This is a genomic window from Mycoplasma enhydrae, assembly GCF_017116825.1.
Taxonomy (GTDB): domain Bacteria; phylum Bacillota_I; class Bacilli_A; order Mycoplasmatales; family Metamycoplasmataceae; genus Metamycoplasma; species Metamycoplasma enhydrae.
In genome coordinates this window covers 1-16,220 of sequence record NZ_JAFIRD010000004.1, presented here as the reverse complement: position 1 = coordinate 16,220, position 16,220 = coordinate 1, and the positions used below count along the sequence as shown (strand labels likewise).

Here is a 16,220-nt window from a genome sequence, read left to right as displayed (position 1 = left end):
TAATAAATAAAAACACAAAAACGGCTTATAGTAAGCCCGTTTTTGTCTAAATTATTTTTAGTCTAAAACAACTTCAGCTTTTACTTCAGCTAGTTTTGCTTTAAGTTCTTCTGCTTCTTCTTTTTTAACGTTTTCTTTTAGTAATACTGGCGCTGATTCAACTAATTTTTTAGCATCCATTAAACCTAAACCTAATAAGTCTTTAACTGCTTTAATAACTGCTAATTTATTTCCACCATCTGATTTTAATGTAACGTTAAATACTGTTTTTTCTTCAGCAGCTTCTCCTGCAGCAGGCGCAGCAGCAGCTACAACAGCAGTAGGATCAATTCCAAATTCTTCTTTTAATCCTTCTACTAATTCCATAACTTCTTTAATATTCATTTCTTTAAGTGCTGAAACGAATTCTTCTTTTGTTAATTTAGCCATAATTTTCTCCTTAATTTAAAATATTATTTTATTCTGATACTTTTCCTTGTTTAACTAATTCATTTAGACCAATTGCTAAATTTCTAATTGGTGCAAGTAATGAATTGCCAAGAATCATAAGTGATTCTTCATATGAAGGAAGTTTTGATATTTCATCCAAAGCTTTAGCATCAACTACTTTATTTTCATAAATTCCAGCTACTAATTGAAAAGCAGGGAATTGTTTTTTGAATTTAACTAAAGTTTTAAGTGAATTTAAATCATCTTCTTTTGCAAAAACAAAAATGTTTTGTCCTAGCAAACTATCGTTTAATGAAGAATGCTCTGTTTTTAGTAAAGCTTGTTTAACTAAACGGTTTTTGTAAACTTTTAACAAAACGCCAATCTTAGCTAATTCTCTACGAATTACTTGTAATGAAACAACATCTAATGTTTTATATGAAACAACATACATAGCTTTTGATTCAGATAAATTTTTAGATATTTCATCAACAACTAAAACTTTAGCATCTCTTAATGCGCTCATTTTTCCTCCTATAGTTTTATTATTGCAATATCTAAAAGTAAAACATACTCGGTAACCTTATTAAGCTTTTGCCGTTACTGTCTTAATATATTGCGCTAATATCTTACCATAATTTTTAAATTTTATATAATATATAAATTTTTTATTGACTGGATATTTAGATAATACAGTTCAAATTAAAAGCAGCCTTTATGTGGCTGCTCATAAATAATTATTGGAATTTGAATTCTTCTGGAATGAATTCGTCTTTTAAACCTTGTTTAAATAAATTGGTTTTAATATTTTGACTATACAATTTGGCTAGTGCTTGTCTGTATGAGTTTTTTTGAATTTTACCACCACCGTAAATTAAATCATACTGTGGTAAATTATACTTGCCATATAAACCTTGGTAATCAAAACCTTCTGATCTTAAAGCTACTGATAGTCCTGCTTTAGCAGCACTATTAGAACCATAAAATACTGATACTAATTCATTCTTTTGGTTTCTTACTGAAGAACCAGAAGCTCCACCAATAGGAGCATAACGACGTGGGCTATAAGCTAAAGCCATATTAACATATCTTTTGCCATCTACGTAATAGAAATCTTGACCTAATTTTGGTACGTTAATAAATGTATCCAAAATTCCTGGTTTATCAATAAAACTACGGTATCCTAGTTGATAAGATAATCATTCGCCTCGATCTAGTTTAGACTTAGGATATGAAGGATCACCAATTTTGGCATCATAGTAATTTGATTGACTATTTATTCATAAACTATAGTTATTATGGTTTCTAGATTCATTTTGTCTTTGGTCATCATCAATATATGGTTTTAAAAAATAATCTTGTCTTGAAGAAGGTCAACCCATTATATATAAAGAATCTTCAGGAGCTTTTGATTTACTTTTTGTAAAATCAATTGCATCATAATCATGTAAATATGATTTTGATCTTAATTTTATATGGTTCTTTTGATTTTGAGGGTTGGCATAATCATTAGTCATTAATTTTGATAATTTTGTAAAAAATTCAGCTGTTTTTTCAATTGATTGTTCCGCTTTAGAATTTGAAAGTGCAAAATAGTCATTTATTTTTGAAAAATCAATTTCAATAACAGCAAAATCAGCAAATTCTTCAACGTCTGATAATTTAGTAGCTTGTGCACTAGTTAAATATTCACTTGGTTTTGAACTTAAATAATCAATACCATCAAATACTTTTCTAATTGCATTAGTATTATTAAAACTGTAAGTAACTATATTGTCATCCATTTGTGAAATACGTAATTTTTGACCTACTTGGATGTCTGGCCTTACTTTTGTTATTGAAAAACCACTTAAGTTATTTGTTATAGCTTTGGCAACGTGAGAGTTAGTTCCAAAATATCACTTTGTTGGATATCAATTTGGATCATCTTTTTTAGATTCATCAATTTGATAATCTAAAATTCACATTGTTCCAGCTTCGATTGTAGATTCTTTTTTAGCATCTGCTCTTTTTTGGTACTCTTCTATTTTTTTAGTTAATATTTTTATTTCTTCAGCACGACTATGATTTTTGAAAAAAGCAATTTCTTTATCATATTTAGCTAATTCTTCTTCTTTTAGTTTAACTAAATCTAAATTAGGATCTTTATTCTTAGCAATTTTTTCATCTCATTGTTTTGTGACTGCTGCTTTTTGAGCTTCTAATTGAGCAACTTTATTAGCAATTAATTGGGCAAATTCTGCTTCATTTTTAGGATCTTTTCAATATTCGATTGATTTTTGAGCCTTAGTTATTTCTTCTTTAAAATCCTTATAATTAGAAAGTTGGATTGAAAATGTTTGCATTGCCATTCTCAAATAATGTTCATTAACTATAACTCTAGCAAGTCCATCAATTTGATTTGGATTAGAAGATAAAAATGTTTCATCAAATCATGAAGATTTTTTAGGCATTTCTGCGCCATCTTTTATTTCAAGGCCATCAATTTCACCGCTTGGTTTATATGAAGGTAAACTAAAACCTTTAGTTGCAGCATTATCATACGATTCTTGACCTAATTTTGCAGCTAATTCATTATATTGGGATTTTTGAGCTTGAGTTATATTTAAATTAGGTCTTAAATCTTTAATTGAATTAAATCCTTGCTGACTTAAATAATTTTTTAAGCCGCTCATGTATTTGTTATTATCAAATTCAAAGCGTTCTTTTTGGCTTTTTTCGAAATATTTTTCTAATTCAGTTTTAGATTGATTAAAACCCTCATTTGGTTTTTTACCTTCATTATCAACATTAAGAGGATTTGTAGCTAAACCAGTTATTACAAAAGTTACTTTTTCAGTTTTATTAGTATCTTTATTTATTAATTCAAGAACAATTTTAGCGTTTCCTGTTTGATTTGCATTATTCTCTAGTATTACTCTAAGAGGTCTGGTTGCGATTTTTTTATCTAAATCATTATCCTTGAATCTTAATTGAATGTGTAAAACATCTCTTTGTAATTCTGAAGCAAAAATTTGATTTTTATTATGACTACCTGCAGATAGATTAAAAGAAAATTCAAAGTATGTATCTAAATCGTTATTTTCTTTTATTTTGTTAATATCTGCTTCAAATTCATTATTAGGATATTTAAGGTTAGGATCTGGTGTATCGTTGTCTTTTTCAGGTGTTTTATTGTTGTCATCTTTTTTTGATTCATTATCTTTGTTATTATCCTTGTTGTTATCCTCTTCTTTTTTATTTTTGGTTTTATCAACACAAGAAATCAAAGTTAACAAAGGTATTGAAATTGCACTAATTCCTAGTAATGAGCTAAGAAGTAGTTTAGTTTTTTTGGTTTTTAGGTTCATATTATTTCCTTTTTTAATCAAATCAACTACTTTCACCACTATTAAATGACACACTGTAACCATTTGATTCTAATTGAGTTTTTAAATCATTTGCTCCTATAGGAACAACGATGTTTCTTGAGATTTTAGATAAATTAACTAAAACATTTAAATTTGATAAAGCTGATGAGCTTAGTTTTGAAGATGTTGTTATTTCAACACCTTGTGTAATTTGGCCGTTGCTAAAAGTAATTTTAGTTGCTGGCATTCCAGGTTCACCTAAAGCCATTACTGAATCAAATTGTGCTCCATCTAAATCAGCTCCACTAATTTTATAGTTTTTACTATCACTAAATAAATTTAGAGATTTTAATTTTCTTGATTTATTTGAAGATTTAATATAGTCATAGAATTTTAGACCTTTTAAAGATCTAATTGAATGTGCTCTAGATAAGTCTAGTCCTGTAGCATAACTATTTCCGCCTTCATTAGTATCTGGTTTTAGACCTGAACCAAATCCACCTTGGAAAATACCTTCGTTATTTCTAACATAGTATGCCATTCTTAAACCATTATTAATTCGAGAATAAATATCAGTTGAGCCTTTTATAATATCTGATTCTTCAAAAGCAAGAGTATTAAATGTAATTCTAGTTGCAATATCATCACCAGGTTTATTTTCAAAGCTTACATTGTAATCAATTGTATTAATTCATTCCACATTTCTTAAAGCTAAAGGATTAATTGATCAGCTATCTAATAATGAATTTCCTAATGTAAATAGTGATAGTTCTTTAATTCTCTTGTTTTCAAGTTCAATTAAAGAAGAAGTATTAGTTGCACGGTGGTCAAAGAATAATTCTAAGTGTGGTAAATCATCAGGTAATGCTTTTAGAATGTCTTTAAATTCTTGATTAACATCCTTTTTACCCATATTTTTAATACGGTAACCTGTAATGGTAATATTTTTTGCTTTTAGACCTTCGATAAGTCCTTTAGTTTTGTTATAACCTTGGAAATTAGCAGCATCGATTTCAACAACTATTCCTTCATTTAATTTATCTTTTTCAGGAACTTCTCTTGTTAGTTTAGAAATTATTATTCCATCGCCATTAGTAATGTTGAAATCTTTAAATTTAGGGTCGTTGGTAATATCTTGTTTTTTTCAACCCTTGTATTCACCATTAGCGATATCACCAGGATTTCTACCAAAGTAACCTTTAATGCCAAAAACTCTTCTTTCAGCATTATCTCTTTCCATACGTGAAGTAACTTTGTTATATCCATCAGCAGGTGAATATGTATATGAATCTAGTTCTCCGTTTTCATTAATGTATGCATTGTCTGGTGATGCAGTTAGACCTTGTTTAAGGTTTTCTTGAGCACCTTTACTTAGTTTTGTAAATTTTGAATAATCTAAGTTTTTAATTAATCAAGCATATTTTAAATTTATACTACTAAATTGTTTTGGTTTTAAATATTCTGCTTTAGCTTCTGGTTTTAAGAAATCAGCTATTTTAGGACTGTCTAGTAATCTTTTAAATTTATCCAACATTTTTTGTCAAATTAGAGGATTTTGTTTAATGTATAACTCTGGATCAAAGTCTTTAGTTTTTTCTTCATTAATAGTGTCGATAAAACCTGGAAAATATGTTCTAAGACCAGAGCCTTGTGAATCAATTAATTTGTCACGAACTTTATTTTTAAGTTCTTCTGTGACTTCAATACTTTTAATATCACCTACAATAATACTTTGATATGGATTACGGTTGGTTATTCCAGCATCAATATCACGTTGATCTAATTTTCTTTGAGGTGCAGGTGTTACTTCTGCTAAAACTTCTACACCATGAATCATTATTTTGATTCTTTGAGTTCCAGGATTTGGAGAAGGTTTTGGTTGTGGTTTTGGAGTTGGATTAGGCTTAGGCGTAGGGGTAGGCACTATTAAAGGTGGTTTAATGGTGTCTTCAGGTTTTGTAACTGGAGGCTTAGGAGCTTCTTGTAATTTTTGATCAGATGACGAAATATTAGCATTGTTTACATCTGCTGCACCTTTATCAAAAATATTTGGATTAGAACCATAAGGATTTCTAAAATCAACTCCGTTTGAATTCTTTTGGCTTGTTGCATATAAGGCTGAACCAATTGCAACAGAGCTTAAAAGAGCAAAACCTGCTACGATTAAAGCTATCTTGTTTTTTCTTTTCTTAAAAAATGACATACTATCTCCCTAAATTGAGTTTTTTACTTAAAATCCACTTAAAAATTTATTTAGAACAAATAAAAATCTAATTCTGCTTATCTAAGTTCATAAATTGTAAACTAATTTGGCATATTTGTGAAAAAAAAAAAAAAACGATTGTTTTATTGAAATTATGCCCTAAAAAGTGCCTAAAATACAAAAAAAGCGCAAACTTTACATTTGCACTTTAATTATTATTTTGAATGATTAATCTTCATCCACTGAAACTTTACCACCACGTTTTTTAATTATTTCATCTGCTAAATTGCGAGGTAATTTTTCATAGTGGTCAAATCACATTTGATATGTTCCACGACCTGTAGTCATTGATCTTAATTGAGTTGCATAACCAAACATTTCGCTCAATGGAATGTAAGATTTAATAACATGAGCTCCATCATTTCTGGTTTCATTATCACGTACTTGTCCTCTTCTACGTGAAATATCACCCATAACATCTCCAAAGAAATCTTCAGGAACAACTACAGCAACATCCATAATAGGTTCTAATAAAACTGTGCCTAATTGTTCACGACCTTTTGTAAGTGACTTAGAAGCTGCAATTTTATATGCTAATTCTGAAGAGTCAACTTCATGGTATGAACCATCAAATAAAGTTGCTTTAATATCGATCATTGGATAACCAGCAAGAATACCAATATCCATTTTTTCTCTAAGACCTTTTTCAATTGATTTAATATATTCTTTAGGAATTTTACCACCAACAATTTTATCAACGAATTCAAAGCCACCATCTGGGTTTGGTTCATATTTAATTCATACGTGACCGTATTGACCTTTACCACCTGATTGTTTCTTGTGAATTCCTTCAACTTCAGCACTTTTGGTAATTGTTTCACGGTATGAAACTTGAGGTGCTCCAACACTTACTTCAACTTTGAATTCACGTTTTAGTCTATCAACAATAATGTCAAGGTGTAATTCACCCATACCAGCAATAATTGTTTGACCAGTTTCTTCATCGGTGTAGTATTTAAATGTAGGATCTTCTGCACCTAAACGTTGTAAAGCTAATGAAAGTTTCTCAGAAGCATCCTTAGTTTTAGGTTCAATTGCTTGAGAAATAACAGGTTCTGGGAAATTCATATTTTCTAAGACAATGTCTTTATGTTTGTCATCGATTAATGTATCTCCTGTAGTGGTATATTTAAGTCCAACTGCTGCTGCTATATCTCCAGTTCTAACTTCATCAATGTCAGTTCTTGAATTAGCATGCATTAATAGAATACGGCTTAATCTTTCTTTTTCACCTTTTGTTGAATTAGCAACATAAGAACCTTTAGAAATAACTCCACTATAAACTCTGAAGAATGTTAAGTTTCCAACAAATGGGTCATTCATAACTTTGAATGCTAATGAAGAGAAAAATCCTTCATCTGAAGCTGGAATTGATAATTCTTCTTCATTTTTATAAGCTTTCATAGCTGGAATGTCTAATGGTGAAGGTAGATAATCAACAACAGCATCAAGCATAAATTTAACACCCTTATTTTTAAATGATGTACCACATACAACTGGGAAATAAGTAGATGTAATTGTTGCTTTTCTAATTGCTTTTTTAAGTAATTCTGCTGAGATTTCTTGTTCACTAAGTAGTAATTCCATAATTTCTTCATCAAAATCTGCTAGTGATTCTGCTAATGAAGCTCTTAATAATTGTGCTTCATCTTTTAAATGAGCAGGAATTTCAATTTCTTTAACGTTTTCATCAATTGTGCCATCAAATTCATAGGCTTTCATGGTAACTAAGTCAACAATTCCACTAAATTGTGCTTCTTCACCAATATTTAGTTGAATTGGATGTGCATTAGCCCCTAATAGTTTTCTTAATGATTCAATTGAAGCCTTAAAATTAGCTCCTAATTTGTCCATTTTATTAACATAAACAATTCTAGGAACTTGATAATTTGTAGCTTGTCTTCAAACTGTTTCAGTTTGTGGTTCAACACCTGATTGTGCATCTAAAACGGTTACTGCACCATCTAATACACGTAATGAACGTTCTACTTCAATCGTGAAGTCTACGTGTCCTGGAGTGTCAATGATATTTAATCTTTTATTTTTTCAATAAGCTGTTGTAGCAGCTGAGGTTATAGTAATACCACGTTCTTGTTCTTGTGACATTCAGTCCATTTGTGAAGCACCTTCATGTGTTTCACCAATTTTATGAATCTTACCTGTGTGATATAAAACTCTTTCTGTAGTTGTTGTTTTTCCGGCGTCGATGTGAGCCATAATTCCGATGTTACGATAATCTTCTAATTTATATTCTCTAGACATAATTTTTCCTATTCTTTATTAATGATAAATATTATCATCTAAAGTGAGCAAACGCTTTATTTGATTCTGCCATTTTATGAGTGTCTTCACGTTTTTTAATCGCACCGCCCATTTTATTTGAAGCATCAATAATTTCATGTGCTAACTTTTCTTCCATAGTTTTGTCATTTCTTAATCTTGAATATTGAATTAATCATCTTAGTGCTAGTGTTTGCTTTCTTTTGGCACTAACTTCACATGGAACTTGATAGTTTGATCCACCAACTCTTCTTGAACGAACTTCAAGTTGAGGGCTTACGTTTTCCAATGCTGTATTAAATACCTCCATTGGGTCTTTATTTGTTTTTTCTTTTACAATTTCAAATGCTTTATATAAGATGTTTTCAGCAACAGATTTTTTACCGTCCAACATAATAGTATTTATTAATTTAGTAATAATCTTTGAGTTAAACACTGGATCTGCTAAAACATCTCTAACTGGTGCTTTATGTTTTCTTGACATAATTTTCCTTTCTTAACTTTCTAATTAATTACTTTTTGGTTTTTTGGTTCCATATACTGAACGAGCTTGTTTTCTGTTGTTAACTCCGGCAGCATCTTGTGTTCCACGAACAATTGTATATCTAACTCCGGGTAAGTCTTTAACTTTACCACCACGGATTAAAACAACTGAGTGTTCTTGTAAATTGTGTCCTTCACCAGGAATGTAGGCTGTAACTTCTTGACCATTTGATAATCTAACACGGGCATATTTACGAATAGCCGAGTTAGGTTTTTTAGGTGTCATAGTAGCCACACGAGTACATACACCACGTTTAAATGGTGCAGGTATTGCTTTTTCTTGCTTATGTAAAGAGTTAAACATTTTACCTAAAGCAGGAGCTTTAGATTTTGTGGTTTTATCTCTACGGCCTTGTTTAACTAATTGAGCAACTGTAGGCATATTTTTCCTTTCTAATTTTGTTTTTAAAAATAATTAAATTAATGGTTAGTATTTTTCAAGTGATACTAAAAATACTTATAAATTATACAACAACTAAACCGGTGTTTCATAATTTTTAAAATATTTTTTTAAAAAATAAAAAGTGGCTATTAAACCACTTGAATTAAGGTGTTTTTGAATCTATCTCGATTTTTTTTAACTTTGTTTCAATAATTAAATTTTCTAAAGATTGAGTTTTTTGATTAATTTCTTCTAAACTCATATTAAATTTTAGTTCTTGTTCATTATTAAAATAAGTTTCAATTTTATCAACTATAGACACGTATTTTGTATTTCTGGCAATGTTTTTTAAAATTCATTTTTGAAAATCTTTAGCTTTGTTAGCATATGCCTCAATAGCTTCAATTTTTTGGGTTTTTGAATCTGTGAAACGTTTCATGATCTCAGTTAATTTTTGCTCAGTTTCTTGTTTTAGTTTTTCAAAAGTTTCTTGTTCAGTAATCCGTTTGGCTTTTAAATCAATTATTAATTTATTAAGATCATTTTTTAAGACAATGATATCTAAGTCATTAGTATTAGGAAAGTATTTATTTACATCATTTATATTGTCTAAAATTTTGGTTTTAAAATGGTTATAAAGCGAATATTTTAGGTTTTCTGTTTTAATACAAGAAACCATCATTGGAGCTACTAGTAATGATAGTGGCATTAACATTAATAATTTATTTCTTTTTTTCATTTTTAGCCTCTAAAGTAATATTTAATAAAAATTTAGAAATTAAAAAACTACGATATTGATTTAAAAACTCAGGCATACTATTTTCAATAGTTTCATTTTGATTATCTAATGAATAATTTATTGTTACATTAGTGTTATAAAATAGATCTTCAATTTCACTATCACGATAAAACAGTCAAGCATTACGAGATGCTGGTTGATATAATGGGTCAATTGAACGAGCAGAATATACATATTCGCTATATTTTTTATCAAATTCTTCTTTTGACATTTTTGAAAGTTCTTCTGTTTCTTTTAAAATTTTAGCCTTTTTATCAGCATGTTTCATTCATAAAACTTCACGTTCAATTAAAGATAATTTTGGATTATTAAAATCATATACTTCAGCTACTTCTCTATTTAATTCTTGAGTTTTTTCTATGTTAGTGTTTACCTCAATGAAATAATTAATTTTAAATAATTGATCTAAAAAGATATTGTATTGTTTTTTGAAAGGAATGCCTTCCATAGTGTTATAAAAACTAGTTCATTTATTAAATAAGTTATGTAATAAAAGGTTAGAAGCTTTTAGTTTTTCTAAGTCTAAGCTAATTGTTTGTGGATATTGTTTTTGTAATTCATTGTTTTTTAGTTCTCTTAAAGAAACTAATTCATTATATATTTCAACATCATCACTTTTGTATTGTGGATAATTGAATTTAACATACCTTAAAACAAAGAAACCTATTATTAATGAACCTAATAAAATTAAAGCAACTTCATATGAAAAAATGAATACTGGAACATATAATTGGTCTATTTCTGCTGCTGCTCTTTTTAAAGCAATGGCTGAAACAAAAATCTGAGCTAATATTGTAAAAATAATTATTAGGAAATTAAAAAATGAATTATTTTTGAAACTTGCGCCTTGAACATAGTCTTTAACTAAATACTCACCTAATACTTTTTGAGTTTTATCTATGCTTTTTCGATAATTAATGAAATATTTAATTAAAAAATAAATATTTACAATCATAAGCAATGTCACGACTAATGAAAAAACTAAAAGTGGTCCTCCACCTTTTCTAGTGGTGCTTGAAGTTGTACTATAGCTAACTTGTGCTAATATTTCGCTACTCATTAGATACCTGCCTTTTTAGTCATCTGTAGGATTTTTTTCATCTTTATCTTCAAAATTTGGATCTTCATTTTTGGTTTCAGTATTTGGTTTTAAATCACTAGATTTTTGATTTTGCAAATCAGTTTCAAAAATTAAAACTATTTTTTCAATTAAATTTTCTCTGCTTAAGTCTTCTGCTCCAAAAATGTTTAGCTTTTTAGCCATCAATACTAGTTTTTCATTATCTAGAGTATTTAGTTGTTCACGATATACATCTGTTTTTGATTTTTCCATAGTTGGCACACCTAAGACCATATTAGGATTTGATTCAGTTGGTGTCATCACTTCTGGATTCATATTTCTATTACCAAAAGGTGATAAAAATTCTTGAGGCATGTTTTGCATTTGTGCTTGCATTTTTACAAATCTAAACATTCTTATTATTTTGGCACAAGGTCAATAGAATACAAAATAACCAATCGGTAATACTATTGTGTACACTAGACTAATCATTTTTTTAACATTTCATGAAGGAATTTGAAATATGCTTCCAAATGATCAAATTAAATTTATAACCATGAAAACAACTAAAAAACCATATAGTGCTGATAAGAAAGGAGAATATAAACTATAATCTTTTTTTCTAATGCCTCTAACTCAATTAATAATATGTCAAATCAAAATTCCTACACTTATAATAAATGTAAAAACAGAAAATAAGGTTTCCCTTAAATATGTTGAATTAGCTGCTGCTACTGTATCATCGGGCTTATTTTTTAGACTTTCAATTAATTCAATATAGTTATTAATGTAGTGCTCTTTTCTAATTGTATATTCGATAACTGTTGAAGCCATCAATATTACAACAATGCCTAAAAACACTGTAAATAAAATTCATCATAAATTAAATTTTTTAGAATTATGTACATATAATTCATCAGTTGTATTGTATGATGACAAATCAATATTTTTCATTCTTTCTCCTTTAGATTGTGAGTTTTTATAATATAAATTATATATTATATGGTAATTTAAATTAACTCTCTGCAATTTCTTTTAACATAATTTCAGGAATAGGGGCTTCAAAATGTTTAATTTCACCCTTATTATCAACAAAATCAAGCTGCATTGCATGTAACCTTTGATTAAAGCCATCTATTTTTTTATTATAAATAGGATCTCCATAAACAGGATGTTTAATATAGTTTAAATGAACTCTAATTTGATGAGTTCTTCCTGTTTTTAAATTACATTTAACTAGTGTTTTTATATCATTACCAATCTTAAAATGCTTTATTACTTCAATCATGGTATAAGCGTTTTTGGAATTTTGTTGAGTTACACTAAATTTTTGGCGATTTTTTTGGTCTCGACCAATTGGAAGATCAATATGCATTTTTTTATTTACAATTTTACCATCTACAATAGCTACATAAGTTCTGTCAATTTTGTGTTCTTTTAATAATGAAGCAAAATAATTGTGTGTAGCATTATTTTTAGCTACTATTAAAAGTCCACTTGTGTCTTTATCAATGCGGTGTATGATTCCAAGTCTTAATAAACCATTTACATTACTTAAATTATTCTTAAAATGATACATTAAAGCATTAACTAAAGTATTATCATAATGTCCTGGTGCCGGATGCACAGTCATACCTGAAGGTTTATTTACAATTAAATAATCTTCATTTTCATAAATTATTTCAATATCAATATTTTGGGCAACAACATTAGTTTGTTTTTCAATTACCTTAATTATTTCAATTTCATCATTTTCATTAACGATATATTTGTTTTTATTTATCTTTTTTCCATTAACAAAAACTGCTCCTTGAGCAATTAGTTCTTGAATATCATTTCGTGTTATTGAAGAATTATTTGTAATGTATTTATCAATTCGATCTGAATAAGTTGCAATCAGCTTTACCATAATTTTTAAATTATAACATTTGATATAATTATCAATATGAAGTTCTTGGAAATTAAAAAATCAAAATTTATTCCCTTTTTGTTTGATATATCTTCAAAAGAAGAAATGAAAAAAATAATTGAAAATGTTAGAAAAGAACACAAAAAAGCAAAGCATGTTGTGCATGCTTTCATTATTAAAAATGATAATAATATGTTAGGCGGTTACAGCGATGATGCTGAACCTAGAGGAGTAGCTGGTAAACCCTTATATTCTTTATTAGAAAATAAAAAGATTTTCAATAAAGCTATTGTAATAGTTAGATACTTTGGTGGCATAGAATTAGGAAAAAGCAACTTATTACGAGCTTATTTGCAAACGGCAAAATTGCTTTTTGAATAAAAAAAAGCCGCCTAGGCTATTTCTTGTTGGGCAACTAGTTGTTGTCTTTTTTGTTTTCTTTCATATGAGATTATGAAGCTAAATTGTAAAGTATAAACAATTGATGATAATACTTGTCAAATTAAAGCACCTATTAAACCATTTAAGGTTGATAGTGATTCTGGACTACTTAAAATTCTTGCTCTTTGAATACTCAAACTAAAGAATATAATTCAGAGTGTATTATTAATGATAAATAAAAACGGCATTCAAGGACTTAAACCTTTAAATTGTTTGGTTTTTAAACCTTTAATTAACTGTGGCATAAATGCTAAGGTTGTAAATGAAGGCGTAATTAAACCAATAACTAAAGAAGTAGTTTGATCAAAAAATGAAATTAAACCATCTTTATTATAAAATGTTCCAGTTTTTAGTTTTTGATCAACTAAAATGAAAAATACTACTGTTAAAGAAATAACAAATAACTCTGTCAAAGCAATTGATACATAAGCTCAAGTTTTTTGTTTTTTATTTAATTCTTTGTTGTAATGATATAAAAAGAACATTGTAAAAGAATAAATTATTGAACAAAATAGGTTTGCTAAAAACACATATCAACCGTCTTCGTTAGGTGTAAAAACACCATAAATTATTCAAATAACTAAACCAACATAAAATATTCAAAATGAATAATAATTTGGTTTCTCTACAACTTTTGTTTTAGTTAATCTTATTAATTGAGGAATACCTAATGAAATGGTAATTATTGCGCCTAGAGCCCCAAATATTTGTATAAATATATTTAGTGTATCTGTCATAACATTAAATATTATAAACAAAATTACTTTTTATATTGAAAATATAAAAAAACACCATTACGGTGTTAAGTCATTTCTGAAATGGTGGCTCCGGCAGGAATCGAACCAGCGACACACGGAGCTTCAGTCCGTTGCTCTACCAACTGAGCTACAGAGCCATGGCGGTCCAGACGGGAATTGAACCCGCGATCTCTTCCGTGACAGGGAAGCGTATTAAACCACTTTACCACTGGACCGTGGTTGCGGAGATTGGAATTGAACCAATGACCTTTGGGTTATGAGCCCAACGAGCTGCCCCTGCTCTACTCCGCTATATAATGGCGGGCAATGAGGGATTTGAACCCCCGCGGGCCGTGAAGCCCCTGGCAGTTTTCAAGACTGCTCCCTTCAGCCTCTTGGGTAATTGCCCAAAATGGTGGACCCAACAGGACTCGAACCTGTAACCGACCGGTTATGAGCCGGTTGCTCTAACCATTGAGCTATGGGTCCTAAATATTTTCAATCCCGTGTGGGTGTTAACATATGGTAGCACCGAAGAGAGTCGAACTCTTGACCTTCCGGGTATGAACCGGATGCTCTAACCAGCTGAGCTACAGTGCCATAATGGTGGAGAGGAAGGGACTCGAACCCTCTACCTCCTGCGTGCAAGGCAGGCGCTCTAGCCAGGTGAGCTACCCCCCCAAAAATTAATGGTGAAGAAGACAGGATTCGAACCTGCGACCGCTTGAGCCCAAGTCAAGTGCTCTACCAAGCTGAGCTACTTCTCCACGCTATAAGTTAATTGCTTAAATGCTTTATTATTATATATTATTTTTTTTATTTGTTATTTTTTTTGAATATTTTTAAAGCGGTGTTTAGAGTTAAAATAAATACTGATTTATGACACATTTCAAATATTTATATTTGTTGTTTGTTTAGTGGTGTAAAATTAAGTAATTTAAGGAGTATAAAATGAAAACAATGATTTTTGTAGTAGACATGGTTAAAGGTTTTTGTAAAAAAGGTAATTTAGTTAGTGAAGATATAAATAAAATTATTCCTGATGTAAAAGAGTATTTAGAAGCTAATAAGGATAACAGTGAAATTATTTTTATCAATGATAATCATCATAAAGATGACATTGAAATGGAAGTGTATCCATTACATTGTCTTGCTAACACTGAAGAATCAGAAGTTGTAGATGAACTAAAATGCTTTGCCAACAAAATTATTAAAAAAAATACAACAAATAGTTTTTTTGCTTTTGAAGATAAAAGTATTTTTGAAAAATTCAATAATTTTGTAATTATAGGTTGTTGTACAGATATTTGTATATTACAATTTGCTTTAACTCTTAAAACTTATTTGAATTTTAAAAAATTGAACAAAGATGTTAGTGTTATTTCAAATTTGGTGGCTACTTTTGAAGCAAAAAATCATAATAAAGAAGAATATCATAATAATGCCTTAAATCTAATGAAAAATGCAGGTATTAAGATTAAATAAAATAAATTTTAATTGATGATTTTATATGCATTAAAAAATAATGTATTCTTTTCCAAAATGGTTTTAACTTGCAGTGAAATTTAAAGAGATGTATAATTTAAACATATTATTGAAGTATTTTATTTGAAATTAAATTACAAAATATAATGTATTTCAATAAAAATAGAAAGGCAAATATGAAGAAAAAAATATTTCAAATAACTATACCTTTTATTTTAACTTTGACACCTTTATCTATGGCAATTACAAGTTGTGTTAATGGTAAAAATAATGATGATAGCATTCAAACTAAAAAAAGACTTGAAAAAAATTTAGTAATTGAAATTCCAGAAATTTCAAATATTGAAATTGATAATTTAAAAAATAAAGATATTAAAATGTCAATTTCAGAACCTGATTGACAATTAACAGTTAAAAAAATTACTAAAGTAAACGAAACAACAGCAAGATTTGAAATTGAAGCTAAAAAAGGTAAAATTGTTCATAAAATTATCAAAGAATTAAGCGGTTTTAAAGTTGCAGATAAATATTACAAAATTAAT

General features: G+C 28.8%; 15 protein-coding genes and 8 tRNA genes. 3 read left to right on the top strand and 20 right to left on the bottom strand.

Annotation, left to right across the window (positions count from 1 at the left end):
• Positions 1 to 57: 57 nt before the first annotated feature.
• The 11 genes from rplL to JXZ91_RS01970 all read right to left on the bottom strand — a co-directional run bounded on the left by rplL (position 58) and on the right by JXZ91_RS01970 (position 13,015).
• On the bottom strand, positions 58 to 429 hold the full coding sequence (gene rplL, locus JXZ91_RS02020; RefSeq protein WP_205851349.1) for a 50S ribosomal protein L7/L12: 372 nt from the start codon (positions 427 to 429) through the stop codon (positions 58 to 60).
• Positions 430 to 457: 28 nt separating this feature from the next.
• Complete coding sequence (gene rplJ, locus JXZ91_RS02015) at positions 458 to 955, bottom strand: 50S ribosomal protein L10 (protein WP_205851348.1); 498 nt, start codon at positions 953 to 955, stop codon at positions 458 to 460.
• A 211-nt stretch (positions 956 to 1,166) separates the two neighbouring features.
• The gene (gene mip / locus JXZ91_RS03685) at positions 1,167 to 3,779 is read right to left on the bottom strand and encodes an Ig-specific serine endopeptidase MIP (RefSeq protein WP_205851347.1); all 2,613 of its coding nucleotides are present in this window, start codon (positions 3,777 to 3,779) and stop codon (positions 1,167 to 1,169) included.
• Positions 3,780 to 3,792: 13 nt separating this feature from the next.
• Positions 3,793 to 5,982 carry a putative immunoglobulin-blocking virulence protein gene (locus JXZ91_RS02005; protein ID WP_205851346.1) on the bottom strand — a complete coding sequence of 730 codons (2,190 nt, stop codon included), beginning with the start codon at positions 5,980 to 5,982 and terminating at the stop codon, positions 3,793 to 3,795.
• Positions 5,983 to 6,210: 228 nt separating this feature from the next.
• Complete coding sequence (gene fusA, locus JXZ91_RS02000) at positions 6,211 to 8,304, bottom strand: elongation factor G (RefSeq protein ID WP_205851345.1); 2,094 nt, start codon at positions 8,302 to 8,304, stop codon at positions 6,211 to 6,213.
• A gap of 31 nt (positions 8,305 to 8,335) precedes the next feature.
• The gene (gene rpsG, locus JXZ91_RS01995) at positions 8,336 to 8,806 is read right to left on the bottom strand and encodes a 30S ribosomal protein S7 (protein ID WP_205851344.1); all 471 of its coding nucleotides are present in this window, start codon (positions 8,804 to 8,806) and stop codon (positions 8,336 to 8,338) included.
• A 24-nt stretch (positions 8,807 to 8,830) separates the two neighbouring features.
• The gene (gene rpsL, locus JXZ91_RS01990) at positions 8,831 to 9,247 is read right to left on the bottom strand and encodes a 30S ribosomal protein S12 (RefSeq protein WP_205851343.1); all 417 of its coding nucleotides are present in this window, start codon (positions 9,245 to 9,247) and stop codon (positions 8,831 to 8,833) included.
• A gap of 163 nt (positions 9,248 to 9,410) precedes the next feature.
• The gene (locus JXZ91_RS01985; RefSeq protein WP_205851342.1) at positions 9,411 to 9,986 is read right to left on the bottom strand and encodes a hypothetical protein; all 576 of its coding nucleotides are present in this window, start codon (positions 9,984 to 9,986) and stop codon (positions 9,411 to 9,413) included.
• On the bottom strand, positions 9,970 to 11,106 hold the full coding sequence (locus JXZ91_RS01980; RefSeq protein WP_205851341.1) for an ABC transporter permease: 1,137 nt from the start codon (positions 11,104 to 11,106) through the stop codon (positions 9,970 to 9,972). Before JXZ91_RS01980 ends, JXZ91_RS01985 begins: the two co-directional genes overlap by 17 nt.
• Positions 11,107 to 11,121: 15 nt before the next feature.
• The gene (locus JXZ91_RS01975; RefSeq protein ID WP_205851340.1) at positions 11,122 to 12,060 is read right to left on the bottom strand and encodes a YesL family protein; all 939 of its coding nucleotides are present in this window, start codon (positions 12,058 to 12,060) and stop codon (positions 11,122 to 11,124) included.
• A 61-nt stretch (positions 12,061 to 12,121) separates the two neighbouring features.
• Entirely contained in the window at positions 12,122 to 13,015 is an 894-nt protein-coding gene (locus JXZ91_RS01970) for an RluA family pseudouridine synthase (RefSeq protein ID WP_205851339.1), read from the bottom strand.
• Positions 13,016 to 13,051: 36 nt separating this feature from the next.
• On the opposite strand from JXZ91_RS01970, the gene JXZ91_RS01965 reads away from it, so the two are divergent.
• Positions 13,052 to 13,396 carry a YigZ family protein gene (locus JXZ91_RS01965; RefSeq protein WP_205851338.1) on the top strand — a complete coding sequence of 115 codons (345 nt, stop codon included), beginning with the start codon at positions 13,052 to 13,054 and terminating at the stop codon, positions 13,394 to 13,396.
• Positions 13,397 to 13,407: 11 nt separating this feature from the next.
• Here the strand turns inward: JXZ91_RS01965 and JXZ91_RS01960 are convergent, their stop codons facing one another.
• The 9 genes from JXZ91_RS01960 to JXZ91_RS01920 form a co-directional block, all read right to left on the bottom strand.
• Positions 13,408 to 14,193 carry a PQ-loop domain-containing transporter gene (locus JXZ91_RS01960; RefSeq protein WP_205851337.1) on the bottom strand — a complete coding sequence of 262 codons (786 nt, stop codon included), beginning with the start codon at positions 14,191 to 14,193 and terminating at the stop codon, positions 13,408 to 13,410.
• 82 nt (positions 14,194 to 14,275) lie between these two features.
• Positions 14,276 to 14,351 (bottom strand) — tRNA-Phe (locus JXZ91_RS01955).
• 1 nt (position 14,352) lies between these two features.
• Positions 14,353 to 14,429, bottom strand: a tRNA-Asp gene (locus JXZ91_RS01950).
• Position 14,430: 1 nt separating this feature from the next.
• Positions 14,431 to 14,505: transfer RNA gene (locus tag JXZ91_RS01945), tRNA-Met, on the bottom strand.
• Positions 14,506 to 14,511: 6 nt separating this feature from the next.
• Positions 14,512 to 14,602 (bottom strand) — tRNA-Ser (locus tag JXZ91_RS01940).
• 4 nt (positions 14,603 to 14,606) lie between these two features.
• Positions 14,607 to 14,682 (bottom strand) — tRNA-Ile (locus JXZ91_RS01935).
• A 34-nt stretch (positions 14,683 to 14,716) separates the two neighbouring features.
• A tRNA-Met gene (locus JXZ91_RS01930) sits at positions 14,717 to 14,793 on the bottom strand.
• 4 nt (positions 14,794 to 14,797) lie between these two features.
• Positions 14,798 to 14,874: transfer RNA gene (locus JXZ91_RS01925), tRNA-Ala, on the bottom strand.
• A gap of 9 nt (positions 14,875 to 14,883) precedes the next feature.
• Positions 14,884 to 14,960: transfer RNA gene (locus JXZ91_RS01920), tRNA-Pro, on the bottom strand.
• A gap of 184 nt (positions 14,961 to 15,144) precedes the next feature.
• Here JXZ91_RS01920 and JXZ91_RS01915 point away from each other — a divergent pair.
• Both JXZ91_RS01915 and JXZ91_RS01910 read left to right on the top strand, forming a co-directional pair.
• Positions 15,145 to 15,678, top strand: a complete 534-nt coding sequence (locus JXZ91_RS01915) for a cysteine hydrolase family protein (RefSeq protein WP_205851336.1) — start codon at positions 15,145 to 15,147, stop codon at positions 15,676 to 15,678.
• Between the two features lie 176 nt (positions 15,679 to 15,854).
• The coding region (locus tag JXZ91_RS01910) for a hypothetical protein (RefSeq protein WP_205851335.1) at positions 15,855 to 16,220 on the top strand (366 nt) is incomplete at its 3' end.